The organism is Halomonas sp. 25-S5 (assembly GCF_029889845.1).
In the GTDB taxonomy this organism is placed as follows: domain Bacteria; phylum Pseudomonadota; class Gammaproteobacteria; order Pseudomonadales; family Halomonadaceae; genus Halomonas.
On sequence record NZ_JARANV010000017.1, the window covers coordinates 1 to 21,202 of the forward strand.

The 21,202-nt window shown below is 62.6% G+C and carries 22 protein-coding genes; 6 read left to right on the forward strand and 16 right to left on the reverse strand.

Going from position 1 to position 21,202, the window contains the following annotated elements; all coding sequences use genetic code 11:
- Positions 1 to 555 precede the first annotated feature (555 nt).
- A complete protein-coding gene (pssA, locus tag OP498_RS12390) occupies positions 556 to 1,392 on the reverse strand; it encodes a CDP-diacylglycerol--serine O-phosphatidyltransferase (protein WP_280550577.1) in 837 nt (278 codons plus the stop codon).
- A 131-nt stretch (positions 1,393 to 1,523) separates the two neighbouring features.
- Positions 1,524 to 2,540: a ketol-acid reductoisomerase gene (ilvC, locus tag OP498_RS12395; protein WP_280550574.1), complete on the reverse strand. Its 1,017-nt coding sequence runs from the start codon at positions 2,538 to 2,540 to the stop codon at positions 1,524 to 1,526.
- A gap of 190 nt (positions 2,541 to 2,730) precedes the next feature.
- Here ilvC and ilvY point away from each other — a divergent pair, with 190 nt between their 5' ends.
- Positions 2,731 to 3,618: an HTH-type transcriptional activator IlvY gene (ilvY, locus tag OP498_RS12400; protein ID WP_280550579.1), complete on the forward strand. Its 888-nt coding sequence runs from the start codon at positions 2,731 to 2,733 to the stop codon at positions 3,616 to 3,618.
- Between the two features lie 70 nt (positions 3,619 to 3,688).
- Here ilvY and ilvN read toward each other — a convergent pair whose 3' ends face one another.
- From ilvN to rluD, 5 genes are all read right to left on the reverse strand, one after another.
- Entirely contained in the window at positions 3,689 to 4,180 is a 492-nt protein-coding gene (gene ilvN / locus OP498_RS12405; protein WP_280550572.1) for an acetolactate synthase small subunit, read from the reverse strand.
- Positions 4,180 to 5,904, reverse strand: coding sequence for an acetolactate synthase 3 large subunit (locus tag OP498_RS12410; protein WP_280550569.1), 1,725 nt, complete (start codon positions 5,902 to 5,904; stop codon positions 4,180 to 4,182). Before OP498_RS12410 ends, ilvN begins: the two co-directional genes overlap by 1 nt.
- Positions 5,905 to 6,486: 582 nt before the next feature.
- A complete protein-coding gene (gene clpB / locus OP498_RS12415) occupies positions 6,487 to 9,069 on the reverse strand; it encodes an ATP-dependent chaperone ClpB (protein WP_280553733.1) in 2,583 nt (860 codons plus the stop codon).
- Positions 9,070 to 9,414: 345 nt separating this feature from the next.
- Positions 9,415 to 10,170 (reverse strand): peptidoglycan editing factor PgeF, encoded by a 756-nt coding sequence (pgeF, locus tag OP498_RS12420; protein WP_280550565.1) that lies wholly within the window; start codon positions 10,168 to 10,170, stop codon positions 9,415 to 9,417.
- Between the two features lie 10 nt (positions 10,171 to 10,180).
- The gene (gene rluD, locus OP498_RS12425; protein WP_280550563.1) at positions 10,181 to 11,140 is read right to left on the reverse strand and encodes a 23S rRNA pseudouridine(1911/1915/1917) synthase RluD; all 960 of its coding nucleotides are present in this window, start codon (positions 11,138 to 11,140) and stop codon (positions 10,181 to 10,183) included.
- 125 nt (positions 11,141 to 11,265) lie between these two features.
- On the opposite strand from rluD, the gene OP498_RS12430 reads away from it, so the two are divergent.
- The 3 genes from OP498_RS12430 to OP498_RS12440 all read left to right on the forward strand — a co-directional run bounded on the left by OP498_RS12430 (position 11,266) and on the right by OP498_RS12440 (position 12,846).
- Positions 11,266 to 12,081 carry an outer membrane protein assembly factor BamD gene (locus OP498_RS12430; protein WP_280550561.1) on the forward strand — a complete coding sequence of 272 codons (816 nt, stop codon included), beginning with the start codon at positions 11,266 to 11,268 and terminating at the stop codon, positions 12,079 to 12,081.
- A gap of 275 nt (positions 12,082 to 12,356) precedes the next feature.
- Positions 12,357 to 12,623 (forward strand): BrnT family toxin, encoded by a 267-nt coding sequence (locus OP498_RS12435; protein ID WP_280553734.1) that lies wholly within the window; start codon positions 12,357 to 12,359, stop codon positions 12,621 to 12,623.
- On the forward strand, positions 12,610 to 12,846 hold the full coding sequence (locus OP498_RS12440) for a CopG family transcriptional regulator (RefSeq protein WP_280553735.1): 237 nt from the start codon (positions 12,610 to 12,612) through the stop codon (positions 12,844 to 12,846). Before OP498_RS12435 ends, OP498_RS12440 begins: the two co-directional genes overlap by 14 nt.
- Before the next feature lie 88 nt (positions 12,847 to 12,934).
- Here the strand turns inward: OP498_RS12440 and OP498_RS12445 are convergent, their stop codons facing one another.
- Complete coding sequence (locus OP498_RS12445) at positions 12,935 to 14,566, reverse strand: NAD+ synthase (protein WP_280553736.1); 1,632 nt, start codon at positions 14,564 to 14,566, stop codon at positions 12,935 to 12,937.
- Positions 14,567 to 14,667: 101 nt separating this feature from the next.
- Here OP498_RS12445 and OP498_RS12450 point away from each other — a divergent pair, with 101 nt between their 5' ends.
- Both OP498_RS12450 and OP498_RS12455 read left to right on the forward strand, forming a co-directional pair.
- Positions 14,668 to 14,982: a PP0621 family protein gene (locus OP498_RS12450; protein WP_280553737.1), complete on the forward strand. Its 315-nt coding sequence runs from the start codon at positions 14,668 to 14,670 to the stop codon at positions 14,980 to 14,982.
- A 141-nt stretch (positions 14,983 to 15,123) separates the two neighbouring features.
- Positions 15,124 to 15,654, forward strand: a complete 531-nt coding sequence (locus OP498_RS12455; protein WP_280553739.1) for a GspH/FimT family pseudopilin — start codon at positions 15,124 to 15,126, stop codon at positions 15,652 to 15,654.
- A gap of 25 nt (positions 15,655 to 15,679) precedes the next feature.
- Here the strand turns inward: OP498_RS12455 and OP498_RS12460 are convergent, their stop codons facing one another.
- The 8 genes from OP498_RS12460 to ispH form a co-directional block, all read right to left on the reverse strand.
- A complete protein-coding gene (locus tag OP498_RS12460) occupies positions 15,680 to 17,041 on the reverse strand; it encodes a PilX N-terminal domain-containing pilus assembly protein (protein WP_280553740.1) in 1,362 nt (453 codons plus the stop codon).
- Positions 17,042 to 17,091: 50 nt separating this feature from the next.
- On the reverse strand, positions 17,092 to 17,673 hold the full coding sequence (locus OP498_RS12465; RefSeq protein ID WP_280553741.1) for a prepilin-type N-terminal cleavage/methylation domain-containing protein: 582 nt from the start codon (positions 17,671 to 17,673) through the stop codon (positions 17,092 to 17,094).
- 10 nt (positions 17,674 to 17,683) lie between these two features.
- The gene (locus tag OP498_RS12470; protein WP_280553743.1) at positions 17,684 to 18,100 is read right to left on the reverse strand and encodes a prepilin-type N-terminal cleavage/methylation domain-containing protein; all 417 of its coding nucleotides are present in this window, start codon (positions 18,098 to 18,100) and stop codon (positions 17,684 to 17,686) included.
- Between the two features lie 33 nt (positions 18,101 to 18,133).
- Positions 18,134 to 18,544 (reverse strand): GspH/FimT family pseudopilin, encoded by a 411-nt coding sequence (locus tag OP498_RS12475; protein WP_280553744.1) that lies wholly within the window; start codon positions 18,542 to 18,544, stop codon positions 18,134 to 18,136.
- A gap of 3 nt (positions 18,545 to 18,547) precedes the next feature.
- Positions 18,548 to 18,964, reverse strand: a complete 417-nt coding sequence (locus OP498_RS12480; RefSeq protein WP_348533485.1) for a type IV pilin protein — start codon at positions 18,962 to 18,964, stop codon at positions 18,548 to 18,550.
- Positions 18,965 to 19,320: 356 nt separating this feature from the next.
- Positions 19,321 to 19,590 carry a BrnA antitoxin family protein gene (locus tag OP498_RS12485; RefSeq protein ID WP_280553746.1) on the reverse strand — a complete coding sequence of 90 codons (270 nt, stop codon included), beginning with the start codon at positions 19,588 to 19,590 and terminating at the stop codon, positions 19,321 to 19,323.
- Positions 19,568 to 19,843, reverse strand: coding sequence for a BrnT family toxin (locus OP498_RS12490; protein ID WP_280553747.1), 276 nt, complete (start codon positions 19,841 to 19,843; stop codon positions 19,568 to 19,570). Before OP498_RS12490 ends, OP498_RS12485 begins: the two co-directional genes overlap by 23 nt.
- Positions 19,844 to 20,126: 283 nt before the next feature.
- Entirely contained in the window at positions 20,127 to 21,080 is a 954-nt protein-coding gene (ispH, locus tag OP498_RS12495) for a 4-hydroxy-3-methylbut-2-enyl diphosphate reductase (RefSeq protein WP_280553787.1), read from the reverse strand.
- Positions 21,081 to 21,202: the final 122 nt, after the last annotated feature.

The window sequence follows — 21,202 nt, forward strand, 5'->3', positions numbered from 1 at the left end:
GTCACCAACATCCCGACAAGCGCCCACATGAATTACCTGATCGATTGTTAAAGAGCGGCTCCGGGCTCGAATGAAGAAAGCGCGGAGCGTCTCGCTGTTGCCGTCGTGCCCGGCTGCTTCCGATGAAGCGGCGGTCTCGTCGGCGCCCTGCGAGGAAGGCGTATTCTACGTGATCGGCTGTCGGTGTCAACCCTGCGAGGCGTTCCGAAGAAGCGTCCTGGGCGATCATCGTGCCATCGAGATGGCGGCCGATAGAGCCCTTAGCGGGCCTCTGTCACGAGTGGCGGGCATTCTACCGAATGCGGCGAGTTCGTCAAGCGGGAATTTCCAGAACTTCTTCGAAAAACCCAAATGGAAACAAGCACTTTTGCCACTCATCACCGCCTGCAACGTTGCCCGTTGCCGGCAGCGAGTGCGTACTCTACGGATTCCCACGGGACCGCGCAAGACCCTCGGGAAGAAATATGTCGCGCCGACCGCCTGTGGATGACTTGGCCCGCCGGCAGAGACGAAAACGCCCGCGCGAGGCGGGCGTCGTGGGGAGGGCGACCCGGTTCAGTCCGTGGACGGTGAATGCTTGAGCTTGCGCACCACCGCCATCACCGGCCCGGAGACCACGTAGGCACCGAACAGCAGCAGCAACATCACCGAGGGCTCGATGGAGATGACCACGAAGCCCAGCACGATGGCCAGCAGGAAGACGAAGGGCACCGGCCCCTTGAGGTCCACGTCCTTGAAGCTGTAGTAGCGGATGTTGCTGACCATCAGCACCCCCGCGGCGCCCACCACGAAGAGCATCAGCAGCTTGAAGCCGAAGGCATCGGCATCGAAGCTGTGGAAGGTCCAGACACTAGCCGCGACCAGGGCCGCCGCCGAGGGGCTGGGCAGGCCGATGAACCACTTCTTGTCGACGCTGCCGATCTGCACGTTGAAGCGCGCCAGGCGCAGCGCGGCGCAGGCCACGTAGAGAAAGGCCACCACCCAGCCGGTCTTGCCGATGTCCTGCAGGATCCAGATGAAGGCCACCAGGCCCGGCGCCACGCCGAAGGAGAGCATGTCGGAGAGGCTGTCGTACTCCGCACCGAAGTCACTCTGGGTGTTGGTCAGGCGAGCCACCCGACCGTCCAGGCCATCCAGCACCATGGCGATGAAGATGGCGATGGAGGCCGTGGTGAAGTCGCCGTTGATGGCTGCCACCATGGCGAAGAAGCCGGAGAAGAGGGCCGAGGTAGTGAAGAGGTTGGGCAGTAGGTAAACGCCCTTGCGCCGCACCTTCCTGCCGCCCTCCTCGGCCTCCTCGATCACCTCCGATTCGCGCATGAAGGTGCTCGCCAGGTCCTCGTCTCTCGGCTGGTCCGGCTCTTGCTCGCTGTGGTGCGAATCCCGATTCATCTGTCTCTTCCATCGGCTTGGGTGTCACCCCATTCTACACACAGAGCGCCCGACGACTCACGATGGCGAGACCAGACGCAGCGAGGGCGCGGAAACCCGCGCCCTCGCCTCAGCCGTAACGGATCGGGAGATCAGTTCTTCGACTTGTCGACCAGCTGGTTGGCGGCGATCCACGGCATCATGCCGCGCAGCTTCTCGCCGACCTGCTCGATCGGATGCTCGGCGTTCAGGCGGCGACGCGCGGTCATCGAGGGATAGTTGCTGTTGCCCTCGTTGATGAACATCTTGGCGTACTCGCCGGTCTGGATGCGCTTGAGCGCATTGCGCATGGCGGCGCGGGACTGCTCGTTGATCACCTCGGTGCCGGTCACGTACTCGCCATACTCCGCGTTGTTGGAGATGGAGTAGTTCATGTTGGCGATGCCGCCCTCGTACATCAGGTCGACGATCAGCTTGAGCTCGTGCAGGCACTCGAAGTAGGCCATCTCCGGGGCGTAGCCCGCCTCGGTGAGGGTCTCGAAGCCGGCCTTGACCAGCTCGACCGCGCCACCGCAGAGCACGGCCTGTTCGCCGAACAGATCGGTCTCGGTCTCGTCCTGGAAGGTGGTCTCGATGATGCCGCTGCGACCGCCGCCAATGGCCGCCGCGTAGGAGAGCGACAGCTCCTTGGCGTTGCCGGTGGCGTCCTGGTGGATGGCGATCAGGTCCGGGATGCCGCCGCCGCGCACGAACTCGGAGCGCACGGTGTGGCCCGGGGCCTTGGGCGCGATCATTACCACGTCCAGATCCTTGCGCGGCTCGATCTGGTTGTAGTGGATGTTGAAGCCATGAGCGAAGGCCAGAGTGGCGCCCTGCGCCAGGTTCGGCGCGATCTGGTTCTCGTAGATGGCCTTCTGGTTCTCGTCCGGCGCCAGCATCATCACCACGTCGGCGTTCTTGCTGGCGTCCTCGACGGAGGCGACCTTGAGGCCGGCGGCTTCGGCCTTGGCCGCGGAGGAGGAGCCTTCGCGCAGGGCGACGGTGACGTCGACGCCGGACTCCTTGAGGTTGTTGGCGTGGGCATGGCCCTGAGAACCGTAGCCCACGATGGCCACCTTCTTGCCCTGGATAAGGGAGAGGTCGCAGTCCTTGTCGTAGTAGACGCGCATAGGGGGTCTCCTGAAAATAATAGCGTGGAATCGAGGTCAGCGTTGATGGCCACCCGCGCCGTCTGTCGCGGCGCCGGATTGTGATATAGAGAATTCGTTGCAGCCAATGGAGTCAGCTTACGCCAGCTCTCGTGTTGCGTAAAACGCGATATTTGCAATGTCACATCCCGAAATATGCAATACTGCCGACATGGACATGCGCCCCCTCAAGCACTTCCTCGCCCTGGCCGAGACCCTGCACTTCGGCCGCGCCAGCGAGGCCTGCCACGTCAGCCCCTCGACGCTCTCGCGCACCATCCGCCAGCTCGAGGAGAGCCTGGGCGTGCGCCTCTTCGAGCGTGACAACCGCCATGTGGTGCTGACCCGTCAGGGCCGCACCTTCCAGGGCTATGCCCGGGACACCCTGGAGGAGTGGCAACGGCTGCGCCAATCGCTGATGAGCGAGGCGCGCACCCTCACCGGCGAAATCAGCATCTACTGCTCGGTGACTGCCAGCTACAGCTTCCTCTACGAGCTGCTCAGCGAGTTCCGCACCCGCCATCCGGGCATCGAGCTCAAGCTGCACACCGGAGACCCGGCCCAGTCCCTGCCCCGGGTACTGGCCGGCAACGAGGACATGGCCATCACCCCGCGGCCGCGCCAGGCCCCCGATGCCCTGGCCTTCAAGTCGCTGACGCGCTCGCCGCTGGTGTTCATCGCGCCCCACGAGGCCCATGACTGGATTCCCCCCACGCCCGAGTCGCCCTCCGCCGAACAGTGGCGAGACGTGCCCATGATCCTCTCCGAGGCCGGCCTGTCGCGCCAATACAGCGACACCTGGTTTCGCGCACTGGGCGTGGCGCCTCGGATCTATGCCCAGGTGGCCGGCCACGAGGCCATCGTCAGCATGGTGGGACTGGGGTTCGGCGTCGGCGTGGTGCCGCGCATCGTGCTCGATACCAGCCCCCTGGCGGAGCGGGTCAGGGTCCTGCCGGTCAAGCCGGAGCTGCCCCACTACGACGTTGGGCTCTGCGTGCTCGAGCGCCGTCTGAAGAGTCCGCTGATCGCCGCCCTCTGGGACGAGGTGGTGGAGCGCTGAGCCCCAATCACGAAGGCCGCCTCGAAGGGCGGCCTTTGCATTTTGGCAGATGGCACTCTTTCAGGAACCGCTACAGAGACAGCACTTTATCGCCGCGAGCAATCCCCGACACCCCGGTGCGCGCCACCTCGAGGATGCCCACCGGCGCCATGGCCTGCAGGAAGGCATCCAGCTTGCCGGCGTCGCCGGTGATCTGCACCGTGTAGAGGCTCGGTGTCACGTCGACGATCTGCGCGCGGAAGATGTCCACGGTGCGCTTGACCTCGTCGCGGGCCGAGCCCAGCGCCTTGACCTTGATCAGCATCAGCTCGCGCTCGATGTGGTTGCCCTCGGTCAGGTCCACCAGCTTGACCACGTCGATCAGCTTGTTGAGGTGCTTGGTGATCTGCTCGATCACCCGGTCGTCGCCCACGGTGGTCACGGTCAACCGCGACAGGCTCGGGTCCTCGGTGGGTGCCACGTTCAGCGTTTCGATGTTGAAGTTGCGCTGGGAGAACAGCCCCACCACGCGTGACAGGGCGCCCGGTTCGTTTTCCATCAGAATCGAGATGATATGGCGCATCAGGTCCGCTCCGTCTTGGAAAGCAGCATGTCACGCATGGAGCCCAGGGGCACCTGCATCGGATAGACGTGCTCGTGCGGGTCGACGAGAACGTCGAGGAACACCAGCTCGTGCGTGTCGGCAAAAGCACGTTCCAGTGCCGGCTCGAGATCCGCCAGTGTCTCCACCCGCAGCGCGGTGAAGCCATATGCGCCGATCAACTGCTGGAAGTCGGGCAGCGATTCCATGTAGGAGTGCGCATGGCGGGACTTGTAGTTGAGGTCCTGCCACTGGCGCACCATGCCCAACGAGGCATTGTTGAGGTTGACGATCTTCACCCCGCCACCGAACTGCTTACAGGTCGAGAGCTCCTGCATCATCATCTGGAAGCTGCCCTCGCCGGTGACGCAGATCACCTGCTCCTCCGGGAAGTTGTGCTTGATGCCCATGGCCGCCGGGAAGCCGAAGCCCATGGTGCCCAGCCCCCCGGAGGTGATGAAGCGCTTGGGCTTGTCGAACTTGTAGTACTGGGCCGCGAACATCTGGTGCTGGCCGACGTCGGTGGTCACGTAGGCCTCGCCGCGGGTCACCCGGCACAGCGCCTCGATGACCTCCTGGGGCTTGATCGGCTCGCCGGGCCGGGAGGGCTCATAGAGCTTGTCGCGGCGCTCCTCGCGCCAGCCGTCGATCTGCTTCCACCAGTCGGCCAGGGCCTCGGGATTGGCGATCTCCTTGCCCTGCACCAGGCTGATCATCTCGTTGATCACGCTGCCGGCCGGGCCGACGATGGGCACATCCGCGCGTACGGTCTTTGAGATAGAACTGGGGTCGATGTCCACATGGACGATCTTGGCGGTGGGGCAGAACTTCGAGGTGTTGTTGGTGACGCGGTCGTCGAAACGCGCGCCGATGGCGATGATCAGGTCGGCATGATGCATGGCCATGTTCGACTCATAGGAGCCGTGCATGCCCAGCCAGCCCAGGCACTGGCGGTCGCTCTGCGGGTAGGAACCGATGCCCATCAGGGTGGTGGTGATGGGATAGCCCAGCCGCTGGACCAGGTCGGTCAACCCTTCGCTGGCGTTGCCGGTGACCACGCCGCCGCCGGTGTAGAAGACCGGGCGCCGGGCCTTGAGCATCAGCTCCACGGCCTTCTTGATCTGGCCGGTATGCCCGCGGGTGACCGGGTTGTACGAGCGCATCTTGACCTTCTTCGGGTAGACGTACTCATAGCGCTCGGTGGGTGCGGTCATGTCCTTGGGAATGTCCACCACCACCGGCCCGGGCCGGCCGGTCGCAGCCAGGTAGTAGGCCTTCTTGAGGACCTCGGGAATCTCGGTCGGGTGCCTGATCGAGAAGCTGTGCTTCACGATCGGCCGGGTCACGCCGACGATGTCGGTCTCCTGGAAGGCATCGTCACCGATCAGGTGGCTCATCACCTGGCCGCACAGCACCACCATGGGGATCGAGTCCATGTAGGCGGTGGCGATGCCGGTGACGGCGTTGGTCGCCCCGGGGCCGGAGGTCACCAGCACCGTGCCCGGCTTGCCGGAGGCCCGGGCGTAGCCGTCGGCGGCGTGGGTAGCCGCCTGTTCGTGGCGCACCAGGATGTGCTTGACCTTGTCCTGGCGGAACAGCGCGTCGTAGATGTGCAGCGCCGCCCCCCCGGGATACCCATAGATGTATTCGACGCCCTCGTCCTGGAGGAAGCGGGCAATCATGTCTGCGCCGGAAAGCAGTTCCACAGATGTATCTCCCCTGGAGGTCTCGAGTGCGATCCGCGCCCACCGCGTGGACACGAAGTCGAGTGCGGCGGTATGCCGCTGCCGGCCATGCCGGCACCTGATGCCAAACCCTGGCAAAAAGCCCTGTTGGGGCCTGCACTCTTTCGGGAACGCTGATGCATTGCGACATGAATCAGCGATTCCCTTCACGGCGGTTCACCGCGTCGGGGGCGTTGGCCGACCCGGGCGGTTGGCCCGGAGCCGGAAGTCCTTCGGCGGGTAGAGGCGCTCGGCCCACCCTTCGCGCGGGAATGGGGGATTGCCCGCTGGAGTCCGCGCCCGTATCAGGAAGGGTCAAGATTCCATTAGCACTGTGGAAGTGTCAACCGCGAAAACGGCGTGGGTAGCCCATGATCGGCCATCCGGCAAGCCGAATATGGCACAACGGGCCCCATAAAAGAGCCCGTCCACTCGCGGGGAGGGACGGGCAAGGGGGTTACAGGACGCAACCTGAAGAAAAGTATAGACCGTTGCCGGCCGGTCGCCCGGGCGGCAAGGTAACGCTTTGTGGCGCAGTGTGACGCTGCTTTACGGCGTGCGGCCTCAGCTCTGGAACACCAGCCGGTCGCCTTCCGCCTCCACATGGATGACCTCGCCCGGCGAGAACTTCCCGGCCAGCAGGTCCTGGGCCAGCGGGTTCTCGATGCGGCTCTGGATCGCCCGCTTGAGCGGCCGGGCACCGAACACCGGGTCGAAGCCCGCCTCGGCCAGCAGCACCAGCGCCGCCTCGCTGACTTCGAGAGAAAGCTCGTGCTCGGCGAGCCGCGCGCGCAGGCGGTCGAGCTGGATCTCGGCGATGGCCTGGATCTGCGCCTGGCCGAGGGCGTGGAAGACCACCACCTCGTCGATGCGGTTGATCAGCTCGGGGCGGAAGTGGTCGCCGACCACCGCCATCACCATCTCCTTCATCTGCGCATAGTCCGAATCGTCGCCGCCCATGCGCTGGATGATGTCCGAGCCCATGTTGGAGGTCATCACGATCACCGTGTTGCGGAAGTCCACGGTGCGGCCCTGGCCGTCGGTCAGGCGGCCATCCTCCAGCACCTGCAGCAGGATGTTGAAGACATCGGCATGGGCCTTCTCCACCTCGTCGAGCAGCAGCACCGAGTAGGGCTTGCGACGCACCGCCTCGGTCAGGTAGCCGCCCTCCTCGTAGCCGACATAGCCGGGAGGCGCGCCGATCAGCCGCGCCACGGAGTGCTTCTCCATGAACTCCGACATGTCGATGCGCACCATCGCCTCCTCGGTATCGAAGAGGAAGTTCGCCAGCGACTTGCAGAGCTCCGTCTTGCCCACCCCGGTGGGGCCGAGGAACAGGAAGGAACCGTTGGGCCGGTTGGGATCCGAGAGGCCTGCGCGGGAGCGGCGCACGGCGTTGGCCACGGCGGTGACCGCCTCGTCCTGGCCGATCACCCGCTCGTGCAGCGCCTCCTCCATGCGCAGCAGCTTGTCGCGCTCGCCCTCGAGCATCTTGGCGACCGGGATGCCCGTCCAGCGCGAGACCACCTCGGCGATCTCTTCTTCGGTGACGTTGGAGCGCAGCAGCTGGTGCCTGGCGGTGTCGGCCTCGCCCTCGGTGCTCTCGGCGATCTTCTGCTCGAGTTCGGGAATTATTCCATATTTGAGTTCCGACATGCGGCCATAGTCATTTTGGCGGCGCGCCTGCTCCAGGTCGATGCGCGCCTTGTCGAGCTCGTCTCTGAACTGGGCCGCGCCCTGGATGCTGGCCTTCTCGGCCTTCCAGATCTCGTCGAGGTCGGCGTACTCGCGCGAAAGCTCCTCGATCTGCTCCTCCAGGCTCTCGAGACGCTTCTTCGAGGCCTCGTCGGTCTCCTTCTTGAGATGCTCGCGCTCCATCTTCAACTGGATCAGCCGGCGATCGAGGCGGTCCATCTCCTCGGGCTTGGAGTCGAGCTCCATGCGGATGCGCGAGGAGGCCTCGTCGATCAGGTCGATCGCCTTGTCGGGCAGCTGGCGATCGGTGATGTAGCGGGTCGAGAGCTTGGCCGCGGCGATGATCGCGCCGTCGGTGATGTCGACGCCGTGGTGCACCTCGTAGCGCTCCTTGAGGCCGCGCAGGATGGCCACGGTGTCCTCCTCGGAGGGCTCGTCCACCAGCACCTTCTGGAAGCGACGCTCCAGGGCGGCATCCTTCTCGATGTACTTGCGGTACTCGTCCAGGGTAGTGGCGCCCACGCAGTGCAGCTCGCCGCGGGCCAGGGCGGGCTTGAGCATGTTGCCGGCATCCATGGAGCCCTCGGCCTTGCCGGCGCCAACCATGGTGTGCAGCTCATCGATGAACAGGATCACCCGCCCCTCTTCCTGGGACAGCTCCTTGAGCACCGACTTGAGGCGTTCCTCGAACTCGCCGCGGAACTTGGCCCCGGCCAGCAGCGCGCCCATGTCCAGCGACAGCACGCGCTTGTCCTTGAGCCCCTCCGGCACCTCGCCGTCGACGATGCGCTGGGCCAGGCCCTCGACGATGGCGGTCTTGCCCACGCCGGGCTCGCCGATCAGTACCGGGTTGTTCTTGGTGCGCCGCTGCAGCACCTGGATGGTACGGCGAATCTCGTCGTCGCGGCCGATCACCGGGTCGATCTTGCCGCTGGCGGCGCGCTCGTTGAGGTCCAGGGTGTATTTCTCCAGCGCCTCGCGCTGGTCCTCGGCGTTGGGGTCATCGACCTTCTCGCCGCCGCGCACGCTGTCCACGGCGGTTTCCAGCAACTGGCGGGTCACACCCGCCTGCTTGAGCAGCTTGCTGACGGCGTGGCCCATCTCCAGTGCCGCAAGCAGCACCAGCTCGCTGGCGATGTATTGATCGCCGCGCTTCTGGGCCTCGCGATCGGTGAGGTTGAACAGCTTGATCAGGTCGCGGGAGGGCTGCACCTCGCCGTCGAAGTTGGCGACCCTGGGCAGGTCGTCGAGGTGGCCCACCAGGCCGTCGCGCAGCCGGGCGGCATCGCCACCGGCCTTCTGGATCAGCGCCTTGACGCCGGTATCGGTGGCCTCCAGCAGCGCCAGCAGCAGGTGGCCGGGCTCCAGCTGGTTATGGCCGCGCCCCACGGCCAGGGACTGGGCATCGGCCACGGCGTTCTGCAGCCTGGCGGTGAACTTGTCGAATCGCATTCGCTTTCCTCCATCGGGGTGACGGCGCGGTCGGACGCACCGTTTGGCCCTGTCAATGTGTCTTGACAGACTCAATGGAGTCAGCGTGGCCGGCTTTCAAGTCGGCGGCCAGGGAAAGGGGGTGAGGAGTTGACGCTGATCAAGCGGCCAAGCGGCCAAGCGGCCAAGCGGCCAAGCGGCCAAGCGGCCAAGCGGCCAAGCGGCCAAGCGGCCAAGCGGCCAAGCGGCCAAGCGGCCAAGCGGCCAAGCGGCCAAGCGGCCAAGCGGCCAAGCAGGATAGCTCGAAAGCGCAGGAAGCAAGCCAGGGGTTCCTTGGCGCTTGCAGCTCGGCGCTCGGCGCTGTTTTCAGCGCAACCAGATCACGCTGGCCATGCGGCCGGTGAGGCCGTCGTCGCGGCGGTAGGAGTAGAAGCGGGACTCGCAGGCGGTGCAGAAGTGGCCGCCGCTGATATGGGCGACGCCCAGGCGCTCGAGGCGCAGGCGCGCCAGCTTGTAGAGGTCGCCCATGTAGTGGCCGAGCCGGTAGGGGCTGGGATCGAAGGCCGCCTCGGCCTCCGGGTGCACGCCGACGAAGGCCTGCTGCACCTCGGGGCCGACCTCGAACTGGGCGTTGGAGATCGCCGGGCCCAGCCAGGCCATCAGCTCCTCCGGCGGCAGGCCCATCGCCCCCACGGTGGCCTCGATCACGCCGCCGGCCAGCCCGCGCCAGCCGGCATGGGCCACCGCCACCCGCTCGCCGCGGCGGTCGCAGAGGAACACCGGCAGGCAGTCGGCGGTGAGCACCACGCAGGCGTAGTCACGATTCGTGGCCACGGCGGCGTCCGCCTGGGGCCGGGCGCCGGAGTAGGCCTGCTGGACCCGGGCCCCGTGCACCTGGTCGAGCCACAGCAGCGAGCGGCCGTCGCCGACCTCCTTCTCCAGCTGACGGCGGCACAGCGCCACGTGGTCCGGATTGTCGCCCAGGTGCTCGGCGGGATTGAAGGCGGCGAAGGGACCCTGGCTGGGGCCGGTCTCGCGGGTGGTGACGAAGGCGCCCACGCTCTCCGGCGCCGGCCAGTCGGGCAGGATCGGTGTCGGGCGCAGGTCGAAGGTATCGCTCATCACGGGGTCCTTAGCGCATGGTCTCGCGGTCTTCGCGCAGGTAGTCGAGCAGCATCAGCAGGTCATCCGGCAGCGGCGCGCGGAAGGCCATTCGCTCGCCGCTGGCCGGGTGCACGAAGGCCAGCTTGCGGGCATGCAGCGCCTGGCGCGAGAACTCGCGCAGGATCTCCTTGAGGGTCTCGCCGGCGCCGGCCGGCAGCTTCAGGCGCCCGCCGTAGACCGGGTCACCGATCAGCGGATAGCGCGCATGGGCCATGTGCACGCGGATCTGGTGGGTGCGGCCCGTCTCGAGCTTGCAGCGCACATGGGTATGGGCGCGGAAGCGCTCCACCACCCGGTAGTGGGTCACCGCCGGCTTGCCCGAGGCGTTCACCGCCTGGCGCTTGCGGTCGCGCGGGTGGCGGCCGATGGGGGCGTCCACGGTGCCGCCGGCGGTCATCACCCCGACCACCACGGCATCGTACTCCCGCGAGACGCTGCGCGCCTGGAGCTGCTCGACCAGGGCGGTCTGGGCGGCCAGGGTCCTGGCCACCACCATCAGCCCGCTGGTGTCCTTGTCCAGGCGGTGCACGATGCCCGCCCGGGGGATAGCCGCCAGCGCCGGGTCGTGGTGCAGCAGGGCATTGAGCAGAGTGCCGTCGGGGTTGCCGGCGGCGGGATGCACCACCAGGCCCGGCGGCTTGTCGATCACCAGCACCTCGCCGTCCTCGTACACCACCGTCAGGGGGATGTCCTCGGGCTCGAAGCGGGTGTCGTCCTCGATCTCGGCGGCCAGCGCCAGGGCCTCGCCGCCGTAGACCTTGTCCTTGGGTTTGGCCAGTCGGCCGTCCAGGGTCAGGGCCCCGCTCTTGATCCAGGCCTTGAGCCGCTCCCGGGAAAGGTCGGCGAAGAGTTCGGCGGCGGCCTGGTCGAGGCGCAGGCCGGCCATGCGTTCGGGAACGCGATGCTGTGCTTCGAAGGTCTGGGACATGGGTCGGGACAGGGCTCTTTGCGCACCGGGAGCGATGACTGCGTTTCGCTGCAAGGTGCTTTATAGTGGGCGGATTGAGGCCGATTCTACCACGGCCGTCCAGGTTGTTAGACACGAGGATCACGATGCGCGTTATCACCTCCCCCGCCCGTCTGGCGTCCCTGCTGCTGGCCGGCGTCCTGCTGGCCGGCTGCGCCAGCAACGGTTCCCAGGATGACGAACTCGAGGGCGTCGCCGAGCGCCAGCTCTACGAGGAGGGTCGCGAGGCCCTGGAGGATGGCCGCTACACCACCGCCATCAACCGGCTCGAGGCCATCGATACCCGTTACCCCTTCGGCGAGCATGCCCAGCAGGCGCAGCTGGAGCTGATCTACGCCTACTACGAGACCGACGACTGGGAAGGCGCCCGCGCCGCCGCCAGCCGCTTCATCCGCCTGCATCCGGACCACCCCCAGGCGGACTACGCCTACTACATGCGTGGCCTGGCCGCCTGGCAGGCGGGGCGCTTCAGCCTCGAGCGGCTGCGCCTGATCGACATCGCCAAGCGCGACCTGGGCGCCACCCGCGATGCCTACGGCGACTTCCGCGAGCTAATCCAGCGCTACCCGGACAGCCAGTACGCCCCGGACGCCCAGCAGCGCATCGTCTACCTGCGCAACGTGCTGGCCCGCCACGAGCTGCACGTGGCCGACTTCTACCTGCGCAAGGGGGCCTACCTGGCCGCCGTGGAGCGCGGCCGTTGGGTGATCGAGCACTACCCGCAGTCCGCGGCCACCCATGACGCCCTGGCGGTGATGGTGGAGGGCTACCTGGGCCTGGAGATGCGCGACCGCGCCCGCGAGACCCTGCAGGTGCTGATCGACAACGCCCCGAACCACGAGCGCCTGCGCGGCCGCACCTTCCGCCCGGAGCACGTCAAGGCCGACGCCCTCTCGGCCTGACGACAAGCTGCCAAGCTGCCAAGCTGCCAAGCTGCCAAGCTGCCAAGCTGCCAAGCTGCCAAGCAGAGTCTAGGTTCAAGTAGCAAGTAACCCCACCAGAGGCTTAGCCCGGTGGGGTTTTTCGTGTACTGCCTCGATACCCTCCGCTCGTCTCCGAGCAGCTCGGCGTCGGCGCCGTGGTCACTTCCCGGGCAGGCAAACGCAACACCGATTCTTGTACCCCGCCTTGAACAAATACATTTTCCATGGATATAAAAAAGGTATACTTTTTATTCATGGACGCCTTCGAGTTCGACTCGCACAAGAGCGAAGCTAACCGGCACAAGCACGGCATCGAATTTGTCGAGGCCCAGCGTCTCTGGGAAGACCCGGACTTGCTTGAGATCCCGGCCAAAACGATGGATGAGCCACGTTTCGTCGTGATTGGCAGGATCGATGGCAAGCACTGGTCCGGCATCATCACGTACCGCGGTAAACGCATTCGCCTGATCTCGGTCAGACGTTCGCGTAGCAGTGAGGTAGCCCTCTATGAAAGCCCATGATCTCGATAACCGCTTCGATGACAGTGACGACATCATCGATGAGCTCGACTTGTCGCAAGCCAGTCGTCCGCTCAGAAAGCAGAAGCGCGTCAACGTCGATTTCCCGACCTGGATGATCGACTCGCTGGACCGGGAGGCCGCGCGTCTCGGCGTCACCCGTCAGTCGATCATCAAGATCTGGCTGGCCGAACGCTTGGAGCAGCACGTCTCGCATTCGCACTGACCCTGCCCCCTTGACAGCAGAACGCCACCGCCCGAAAGGGGGTGGCGTTTCTCGTTTCGATTGGCCCGGTGCTAACGGCTTGGCGCCGTCAGTCCCCCGGTTGCCAGCCGTTGACGATCGGGTAGCGGCGGTCGCGGCCGAAGCCGCGGCGGGTGACGCGCACCCCCACCGGCGCCTGGCGGCGCTTGTACTCGCAGCGATCCACCAGCTTGACGACCTTGTAGACGTCCTCGTGCTCGAAGCCCGCGGCGATGATCGCCTCGGCGCTCATGTCGCCCTCGATGTAGCGCACCAGGATGGCGTCGAGCACGTCGTAGCCCGGCAGAGTGTCGCTGTCCTGCTGGTCGGGGGCGAGCTCGGCGGAGGGCGGCCGCTCGATGACCCGCTCGGGGATCGACGGCGACTGGGTGTTGCGCCAGCGCGCCAGGCGGTAGACCCAGGTCTTGTAGACGTCCTTGATGGCGTTGTAGCCCCCGACCATGTCGCCATAGAGGGTGGCGTAGCCCACCGCCATCTCGCTCTTGTTGCCGGTGGTCAGCACCATCAGGCCCTTCTTGTTGGAGATCGCCATCAGCAGCACGCCGCGGCAGCGCGACTGCAGGTTCTCCTCGGTGGTGTCCCGCTCGGTGCCGGCGAAGCTCTCGGCCAGGGTCGCCATGAAGGCCTCGACCATCGGCTCGATGGGCAGCACCTCGTAGCCGACCCCGAGCAGCTCGGCCTGCTCGGCGGCGTCCTGCTTCGAGATGTCCGCCGTGTAGTGGTAGGGCATCATCACCGCGTGGACGCGCTGCGGGCCCAGGGCATCCACGGCGATGGCCAGCGACAGCGCCGAGTCGATGCCGCCGGAGAGCCCCAGCACCACGCCCTGGAAGCCGCTCTTGTTGACGTAGTCGCGCAGGCCGGTGACCAGCGCGCAGTAGAGGTTCTCCTCCGGCTCGACCTCGGGCTCGGTCTCGCCCGGCTGGGGCACCCAGTGGTGGGCGTCGCGCACGAACTGCACCGGCATCAGGCCCACCGCCCAGTGGGGCGCCTGCACCCTCAGCTCGCCCCGGGCATCGACGCAGGCCGAGCCGCCATCGAAGACCAGCTCGTCCTGGCCGCCGATCTGGTTGACGTAGACGATGGGCAGTTCCACCTCGCGGGCCCGCGCCTCGAGCAGCGCCAGGCGCTCGGCGGGCTTGTCCTGGTGGAAAGGCGAGGCATTCAGGGTGACCAGTATCTGGGCGCTGGCATCACGGGCCTGGCGGACCGGTTTCTCGCTCCAGATGTCCTCGCAGATCAGGATGCCGAACCGGGCCCCCTTGTGCTCCACCACCAGCGGCTGGTTGCCGGTGGCGAAGTAGCGCTGCTCGTCGAACACCTCGTAGTTGGGCAGCGCCTGCTTGGCGTACTCGTCGAGCCACTCGCCGTTGTAGAGCACCCCGGCCAGGTTCCAGTTCTGCCCTTCGCGGCGCCCCGGGTAGCCGACGATGACCATGACGTCGCGGGCCATCTTCTCGGCCATGTGGGCCCGGGCATGACGCAGGCGGGTCTCCATGGAGGGGCGCAGCAGCAGGTCCTCCGGCGGGTAGCCGCTCAGGAAGAGTTCGGGCAGCACCACGATATCGGCACCATGCTCGATGCGTGCCTCGCGCACGGTCTCGATGGCGAGGTCGGCGTTGCCGGGAATGTCGCCGACCAGCGGGTCGAGCTGAGCCATCACCAGGGTCAGGTCTTGCATGGGCTTGGAAATCTCTCGAGAATCGATGGATATCCGCCATTGTCCCGCAAGGGCGGCCGAGTGGCAAAGCCGGCCACCCCTACCTGGGAGTCCCGAAAGGAATGAACCTGTTGCTGATTCGCCTGATCATCTTCGCCGTGATATTCATCGCCGGCCTGAAGCTCTACGGCATGTACCGCGAATGGAAACTCGACCGCGAAGGCCCGCCACAGGAAGGCGACGACCAGGGCAATCGCATGGTGCGCTGCAGCTGGTGCCAGGTGCACCTGCCCGAGGACGACGCCCTGCGTGAGCGAGGCGACTGGTTCTGCTCCGGTGATCACCGCGACAAGTACCTGGCAGAAAGGAAAGAAGAGCAGAAGGAAGAGAAGCAGCAAGAAGGCAAGGAAGGGAACAACGACAAGGGCGGGGACTAACCCTCTCGACTGAGGATGACCTCGCCGACCTCCCGCAATGATAGCGCACAGCCGCTGTCGGCGATCGCCTACGGCGCGGCATTACCTCCCGGCTAGCCTGAAGAAAGGACTCCTCGAACAGGCCACCGCCGGGAGGGCACCATGCGCCCTGCTGTCAACTTCCCTCTTTCTTCTTCTCGCCAGCACGGCCTGACACTCATCGAGTTGATCGTCGCCATTGCCGTGCTGGCCATTATCGCCACCGTGGGCATTCCGAACTTTCAGCAGTTTACGGCAAGGAATGAAGTCGCCGCGGAGGTGCTGCGTCTAACGACAGCACTCAATCTGGCTCGAAATGTAGCCATTACACGCAGAACCACGATCACCGTCTGTCCGAGCACAGACCAATTGACCTGCAACAATAGCGACTGGTCCCTACCGCTGGTGATCATCGAAGGGCGTGCAGATGGCGGCACAGTGGATGGCGATGTGCTCCGGATAATGCAGGAAAGTAGAGTTCCACAAGTAACCTATCGCAAAGACAACCGTCCCATACGATATGGCCAGCTGGGTAGACCAGCTGGCCATAATGGGACGTTTAGCATATGCGGCCACTATAAAACCGGGGTAGAAGTAATAGTAAGCAACTTCGGTCGCATCAGGAGTGTTCCAAATACCCCCGAGAACTGCTAAGCCAAAAACCTAAAAAAACAGTCACTCAATCCTGTTCCCAGCTGACAACATCAGCATCTGCTAATTCACCATAAACATTATCAGAAACGCCAATCAAAACATCAGAATCATTTTTTAGAAGCGCCTTACCAAGGCCGTTAAAGTCAAAACTTGTCTGAGTAGTATCAGTTGACTCCAAGAACCTCCAATCATCTACCTTAAATTCTTCAACTTTACTAAAATCAACATACTCATCAGCGTCAAGCCAACCATATTCAGGATATTTCAATTTCAACGGAGCGTGTATAAAAGACCCAAGAAATTCACTTTGACCCATACCATTGTAATCCGCAGAAGGCCCAAGGACTATAATGGTGCCATTAAAATCATGAGTCCCATTCCAAACAAAATCACTACCAACCACCAGAACTCCATCTTCGACCGCATCCATATCAGGATTTTCAGTGACAAACGTAATGCCTGGAGCGCCCATATCAGAAAGCTCTTTAAGAGTCTGTATCACAGGAATAAGATCGCTCAAACCAAATTCATTTAAATCAATCTCAGCAACTTCAGGCTCAAATTTTATATTATTTTCATTCCCATCAAGGAAACCTTGATATAGAGCATCTACATTTCCGGCGTCGGCTAAAATATCTGGACCATTAACCCCTTCAAGCGTGAGGTTATTAGCGCCATTGACACTCAAGTTGGCAATATAAGACAGAAGAGTTATGGGTGGAGCGTCAAAAATCCAGCTTAAATTACTCGGTGGATCGCTGAGCTCCAACTCCACAAAAACCGGTCGACTCTCGGCAAGAACCTGGCCGTTTTCTTCATAATGAGCAACGCCCAAAACATATGGATTGCCTTCAAACATTACAAACCTATACGCGCACTGAATTGGAGCTTCGCACAATACAGAGAGCTCAGTTTTTATATCAGAATATATAGCTGAATAATCTGGCTCCTCATAATGCGTCTCATCTGCTGGCCATCCTGAATAGCTGGGACATGGAGAGCCACTATCAATAACATCATCAAGCATATCACTCCAATCCGGCACGTGAGAACTTATTATTGACGATTTAATCTCATGCCTCGGCACTACCGAATCTATATCTAGAAACAAATCATAAATATCGCAATCATCACTAACTAGAATCCCAAACAATACACTAGCGTCATCACCAGGCTCAGCACCTGACATGCTAGAGATATCTCGAAACCTCTCTAACCCGATTGCAGCAGCCTCTTCCGCCGCCATCTGAACCTCTGAAGCAAGCTTCTGATTGCCCGCAAGCCGCTCATCCACTAGGGAGGACTGCATACTCGACAGCCCAATGACCAACGAGCCCACCAACAGAGAAAGCACCACGATCAGCGCCGCACCTTTCTGATTAGCCATACATCACCTCACAAAAACTTCAACCAGTGGCCCCAATGAAACCTCCAGGATCAGCTACCTAAGGACTGCATTGCAGATGTTCTATTGACAGCATGAAAGGTTAGCGACTCTCTCTGGCTTGGATCTCTACTATCGGAGAGGAGGTTAAAAGTAAGCTCCCAAACGCCGGATGAAGTCTCAAATGCAGAAAAACCGCTGGAGTAAAAGCCGGATGCGATAGGCTGGGGTGTAACTCCTGCCAAAGAGCCACAACCCACATAAACTTTCAGAGAGTACTTACCATTATCAGCTTCAACAGCATACTTCTTTTTTACATTATCACTACAGCTTTCCATATCGCCGCGATTGGCTACAGCTAACAACAACTCATCCCCACCTGCATTTACACTGATAGTTTTGGCCCTACGAATATCTCTTATCAAGGTTTCTGTAGCATAGGTTAACGCCGATTGTTTCTCACCGAGAAGCTGCACCTGATGAAAATTGAGAAATCCTGTGAGGAAGAGCTGCCCAGCCCCCAAGATGATAATCAAACCGATTACCAAGGCCACTAGAAGCTCAACCAGGGAAAAGCCTCTTTGCCCGGCAATCGCAGAGCGCATCAAGTCATATTTTTTTTCATTGGCCTGCATGACTTTTCACCTAGCCGCTAGGAAGCTTGAATTCATAATCAAAAGTCCCGACACTCTCACCATCGGCAAGTCGAGAGTCACCCCAAGTCAAGGTGACAGAATACACACAACCCGTGTCTGGGCCGCCTGATATACTGCTGGCATTTTCAACACTTGGTAAAAGTCCAGACCAGCCGTCGCCATCCGTGCCTAGCCAGCCCGTCAGATCATCATCCGGAGGGCAAGTGCCAGTGCTTGCCAGCAATTCCCACGAAAACTCTTGAACATCGATAGCAATGATGCTGGCCAGTGCACGTTGATACCCCATATGAGCACCCTGCAATGCCTTTAGCTGCATGGCTGCCACACCCAGCAAGCCGATGGAAAGTATCACCAGTGCGACCAGCGCCTCGACCAAAGTAAAACCTCTATTTGATATACTCTTCATGGGCAGCAAACCGTATCAGGAACCTGAAGCATATCATCTGCCTACATAGCCGGTTGAATATACATATATTTTGCGGCCATCCACTGTAATCTCGCAGGCGCTTCCGGAGTCACAGTCATTTTTTCCCAAGGGGCCAAAGGTGATTGCCTGGCTGGAGTCCGCACCAACCTCCAAACTCCTATCAAGCTCACGAATATTATTGCAAGCAGTACTAGTGACTGTATAACCCCCTACACCACTAGAGATTGAAAATACGACATCGCCTCTACATTTTACCGCTTCTGCTCTGGCATAACTCAAACCCGAAAGAATCTCGTTAACATCACTCGCTGCTCGATTACTATTAATCATGCCCAGGAAATTTGGCACAGCAATCGAGCTAACAATCACGATCAGAGCAATAGTGACTAGCAGCTCAATGAGTGTAAAACCATCATTTTTCATAGATCACCAACACTCGGGGGGCTGTCTATCACCCGATTGATCCAGAGTCAGGTTTTGCGGACAATTATCATTCCTTGCCCCTACTCTCCATGAGGCTGTCAAGAGGTACTCAGAAGCTGTAGCCGTCGTGGGTGTTATAGTATATTTCTCATCTGGAGACGGCCTGGCGGAAATGCATCCTTCATAGGTATTATTTACCGTGTAGCATCGCTCCATCTGCCCGGCGGCCTCCATTAGACCAGCATGTGCATCTGACCTGTTGGCACGTTCCACATATCCCTGATAACTGGGAATCGCAATCGCCGCCAAAATTCCGATCACGGCTACCGCAATCATCAATTCGATGAGCGTGAAGCCGGCGGAGCGCCGGGTGCTGCCTGAGCAGGCCTGGGGCCTGGGTCGAGGGCTTGTGTGGGTCACGCGGTGCGTCTCCCTGCGGGTCGAGGCATTTGTTTCAGTATGTATCAATACGGCGCGTTGCGATAGGGTGCGGGCTCAATATTGCCATACCATCGGGTGAGCGACTGCTTACGCGCTGGGTTAGGCCGGGCCTATGGGCTTGGGAGACCCACAGCCGCCTGACGGCAGCGCCATCGCTACGCGATGGATCGCGCTGCAGGCCGGGGCGCCGGGCCGAGCCTCCCACCAGATCAACTGTTGCCATCCTTACGCCCGGTGCGCTGGCGCTTACCGGGCCTACGGCCTCACTGAAAATGCGCCACTATCATGCCAGTAGTGGGCGGCCTTCTCGTCTGGCCATGGCACCGGAGCACTCATCATCCGTCGCCATGCTCCCTGATGTACTGTTTCAAGGCCTGGTCGATGCGGCGCTGCCAGCCTTCTCCTTCTGCCTTGAAGTGGTCGACCACCTCCTGGGATAGACGAATCGAGGTCTTCACCTTCGTCGGCGCATGCTGCTTGCCACGCTGGCCAATGGTGCGTTGCAGGTTGGCAGGCAGGGCCTCCGACATCGGGCGCATGCGTTTCACGTCGGCGTCGGTAAGCTCGCGAACCTCCCCGTCCTTATCCGTGAGTCGCGTTTTCATAGCGGCGTACCTCCCTCGGGTTAGCCTTCCTCAGGCTGATGACTCGAATCCCCTCCTCGATCGGCGTAATGCACACCACATGGACGCGCTGGCCAATTTTCCCCAATGCGACAAACCGCCGTTCGGGGTACTCGAAACGATGATCTTCCGAGAAGAGCGCGCCCTCCCAGTCAAAACGCTCTACCGCGGTGAAGGGTAGGCCGCGCTCCCGTTCGTTGCGAGCACTCTTGGCGGGATCAAAGTCGATGATCATGGTTTTTATTGTATAGACAAAAAGAGAAGATGGAAAGTTCGGGTACACCCGTTAGCCCCCATCATCATAGAGCAAGGAGAGTATAGGGAGAGGGCTGACGTTTCAGGCGCTTGCAGTATCTGAGCGGACGTGAAGAGCCTGAAAGTGCTGAGGGAGGTTGCCATTCCAGACGCCGCAGGCGGCGCCATCGCTGCGCGATGGATCGCGCTGCAAGCAGTGCTCCCACAGCTCAAGCGCCCATTGTTGCCGGAATGCCAGACCGAGCGCTTCTACAATAGCTGCGCTACTCGCTGGCGATCACGCGCTCGCGAAGCTCGCGGGGCATGGAGAAGGTGATGGTCTCCTCGCGGCCGGCGAGTTCCTCGGGGGCCGTGGCCCCCAGGGCCTGCAGCCGATCGATCACGCCCTTGACCAGCACCTCGGGGGCGCTGGCGCCGGCGGTGACGCCGATCACCCCGACCCCGTCGAGCCACGCCGGGTCGACCTGCTCGGCGCTGTCGACCAGGTAGGCCGGGGTGCCGACCCGCTCGGAGAGCTCGCGCAGGCGGTTGGAGTTGGAGCTGTTGGGGCTGCCCACCACCAGCACCAGGTCGGCGCCGTCCGCCAGCTCGCGCACGGCGTCCTGGCGGTTCTGGGTGGCATAGCAGATGTCGTCCTTGCGCGGCCCCTGGATCTCGGGGAACTTCGCGCGCAGGGCATCGATCACCCGGGCGGTATCGTCCATGGAAAGCGTGGTCTGGGTGACGAAGGCGAGCTTGCTCGGGTCCTTGACCTCGAGCCTGGCCACATCCTGCTCGTCCTCGACCAGGTAGATCTGCCCGCCATGGGCGGTGTCGTAGCGCCCCATGGTGCCCTCCACCTCGGGGTGGCCTTCGTGGCCGATCAGGATGCACTCCTGGCCGCGGCGGGCGTAGCGCAGCACCTCGAGGTGCACCTTGGTGACCAGCGGGCAGGTGGCGTCGAACACCTTGAGGCCCCGGCGCTCGGCTTCCTCCTGCACGGTGCGGGAGACCCCGTGGGCCGAGAAGATCACGATGACGTCGTCGGGCACCTCATGAAGCTCCTCGACGAACACCGCCCCCCGCTCGCGCAGGCTGTCGACCACGAAGCGGTTGTGGACCACCTCGTGGCGCACGTAGATCGGCGGGCCGAACGCGTCCAGGGCGCCGTTGACGATCTCGATGGCGCGGTCGACACCGGCACAGAAGCCGCGGGGGTTGGCCAGCTTGATCTGCATGGGTTCGGTCTGAAGGGTGTCAGGTTGCATGGGGGCCTTGCCTTGATGCCACAGCATCGTTGCATTGGGTAAATCGAGAAACACCGCTATCGCGCTGCAAGCAGCGCTCCCACAGGTGCGTC

Bases quoted from the DNA above. Each gene is read 5' to 3' on its own strand.
- pssA (WP_280550577.1), bottom strand. From the start codon at position 1,392: ATGAATCGGGATTCGCACCACAGCGAGCAAGAGCCGGACCAGCCGAGA.
- ilvC (WP_280550574.1), bottom strand. From the start codon at position 2,540: ATGCGCGTCTACTACGACAAGGACTGCGACCTCTCCCTTATCCAGGGC.
- ilvY (WP_280550579.1), top strand. From the start codon at position 2,731: ATGGACATGCGCCCCCTCAAGCACTTCCTCGCCCTGGCCGAGACCCTG.
- ilvN (WP_280550572.1), bottom strand. From the start codon at position 4,180: ATGCGCCATATCATCTCGATTCTGATGGAAAACGAACCGGGCGCCCTG.
- clpB (WP_280553733.1), bottom strand. From the start codon at position 9,069: ATGCGATTCGACAAGTTCACCGCCAGGCTGCAGAACGCCGTGGCCGAT.
- pgeF (WP_280550565.1), bottom strand. From the start codon at position 10,170: ATGAGCGATACCTTCGACCTGCGCCCGACACCGATCCTGCCCGACTGG.
- rluD (WP_280550563.1), bottom strand. From the start codon at position 11,140: ATGTCCCAGACCTTCGAAGCACAGCATCGCGTTCCCGAACGCATGGCC.
- OP498_RS12430 (WP_280550561.1), top strand. From the start codon at position 11,266: ATGCGCGTTATCACCTCCCCCGCCCGTCTGGCGTCCCTGCTGCTGGCC.
- OP498_RS12435 (WP_280553734.1), top strand. From the start codon at position 12,357: ATGGACGCCTTCGAGTTCGACTCGCACAAGAGCGAAGCTAACCGGCAC.
- OP498_RS12440 (WP_280553735.1), top strand. From the start codon at position 12,610: ATGAAAGCCCATGATCTCGATAACCGCTTCGATGACAGTGACGACATC.
- OP498_RS12445 (WP_280553736.1), bottom strand. From the start codon at position 14,566: ATGCAAGACCTGACCCTGGTGATGGCTCAGCTCGACCCGCTGGTCGGC.
- OP498_RS12450 (WP_280553737.1), top strand. From the start codon at position 14,668: ATGAACCTGTTGCTGATTCGCCTGATCATCTTCGCCGTGATATTCATC.
- OP498_RS12455 (WP_280553739.1), top strand. From the start codon at position 15,124: ATGCGCCCTGCTGTCAACTTCCCTCTTTCTTCTTCTCGCCAGCACGGC.
- OP498_RS12460 (WP_280553740.1), bottom strand. From the start codon at position 17,041: ATGGCTAATCAGAAAGGTGCGGCGCTGATCGTGGTGCTTTCTCTGTTG.
- OP498_RS12465 (WP_280553741.1), bottom strand. From the start codon at position 17,673: ATGCAGGCCAATGAAAAAAAATATGACTTGATGCGCTCTGCGATTGCC.
- OP498_RS12470 (WP_280553743.1), bottom strand. From the start codon at position 18,100: ATGAAGAGTATATCAAATAGAGGTTTTACTTTGGTCGAGGCGCTGGTC.
- OP498_RS12475 (WP_280553744.1), bottom strand. From the start codon at position 18,544: ATGAAAAATGATGGTTTTACACTCATTGAGCTGCTAGTCACTATTGCT.
- OP498_RS12485 (WP_280553746.1), bottom strand. From the start codon at position 19,590: ATGAAAACGCGACTCACGGATAAGGACGGGGAGGTTCGCGAGCTTACC.
- OP498_RS12490 (WP_280553747.1), bottom strand. From the start codon at position 19,843: ATGATCATCGACTTTGATCCCGCCAAGAGTGCTCGCAACGAACGGGAG.
- ispH (WP_280553787.1), bottom strand. From the start codon at position 21,080: ATGCAGATCAAGCTGGCCAACCCCCGCGGCTTCTGTGCCGGTGTCGAC.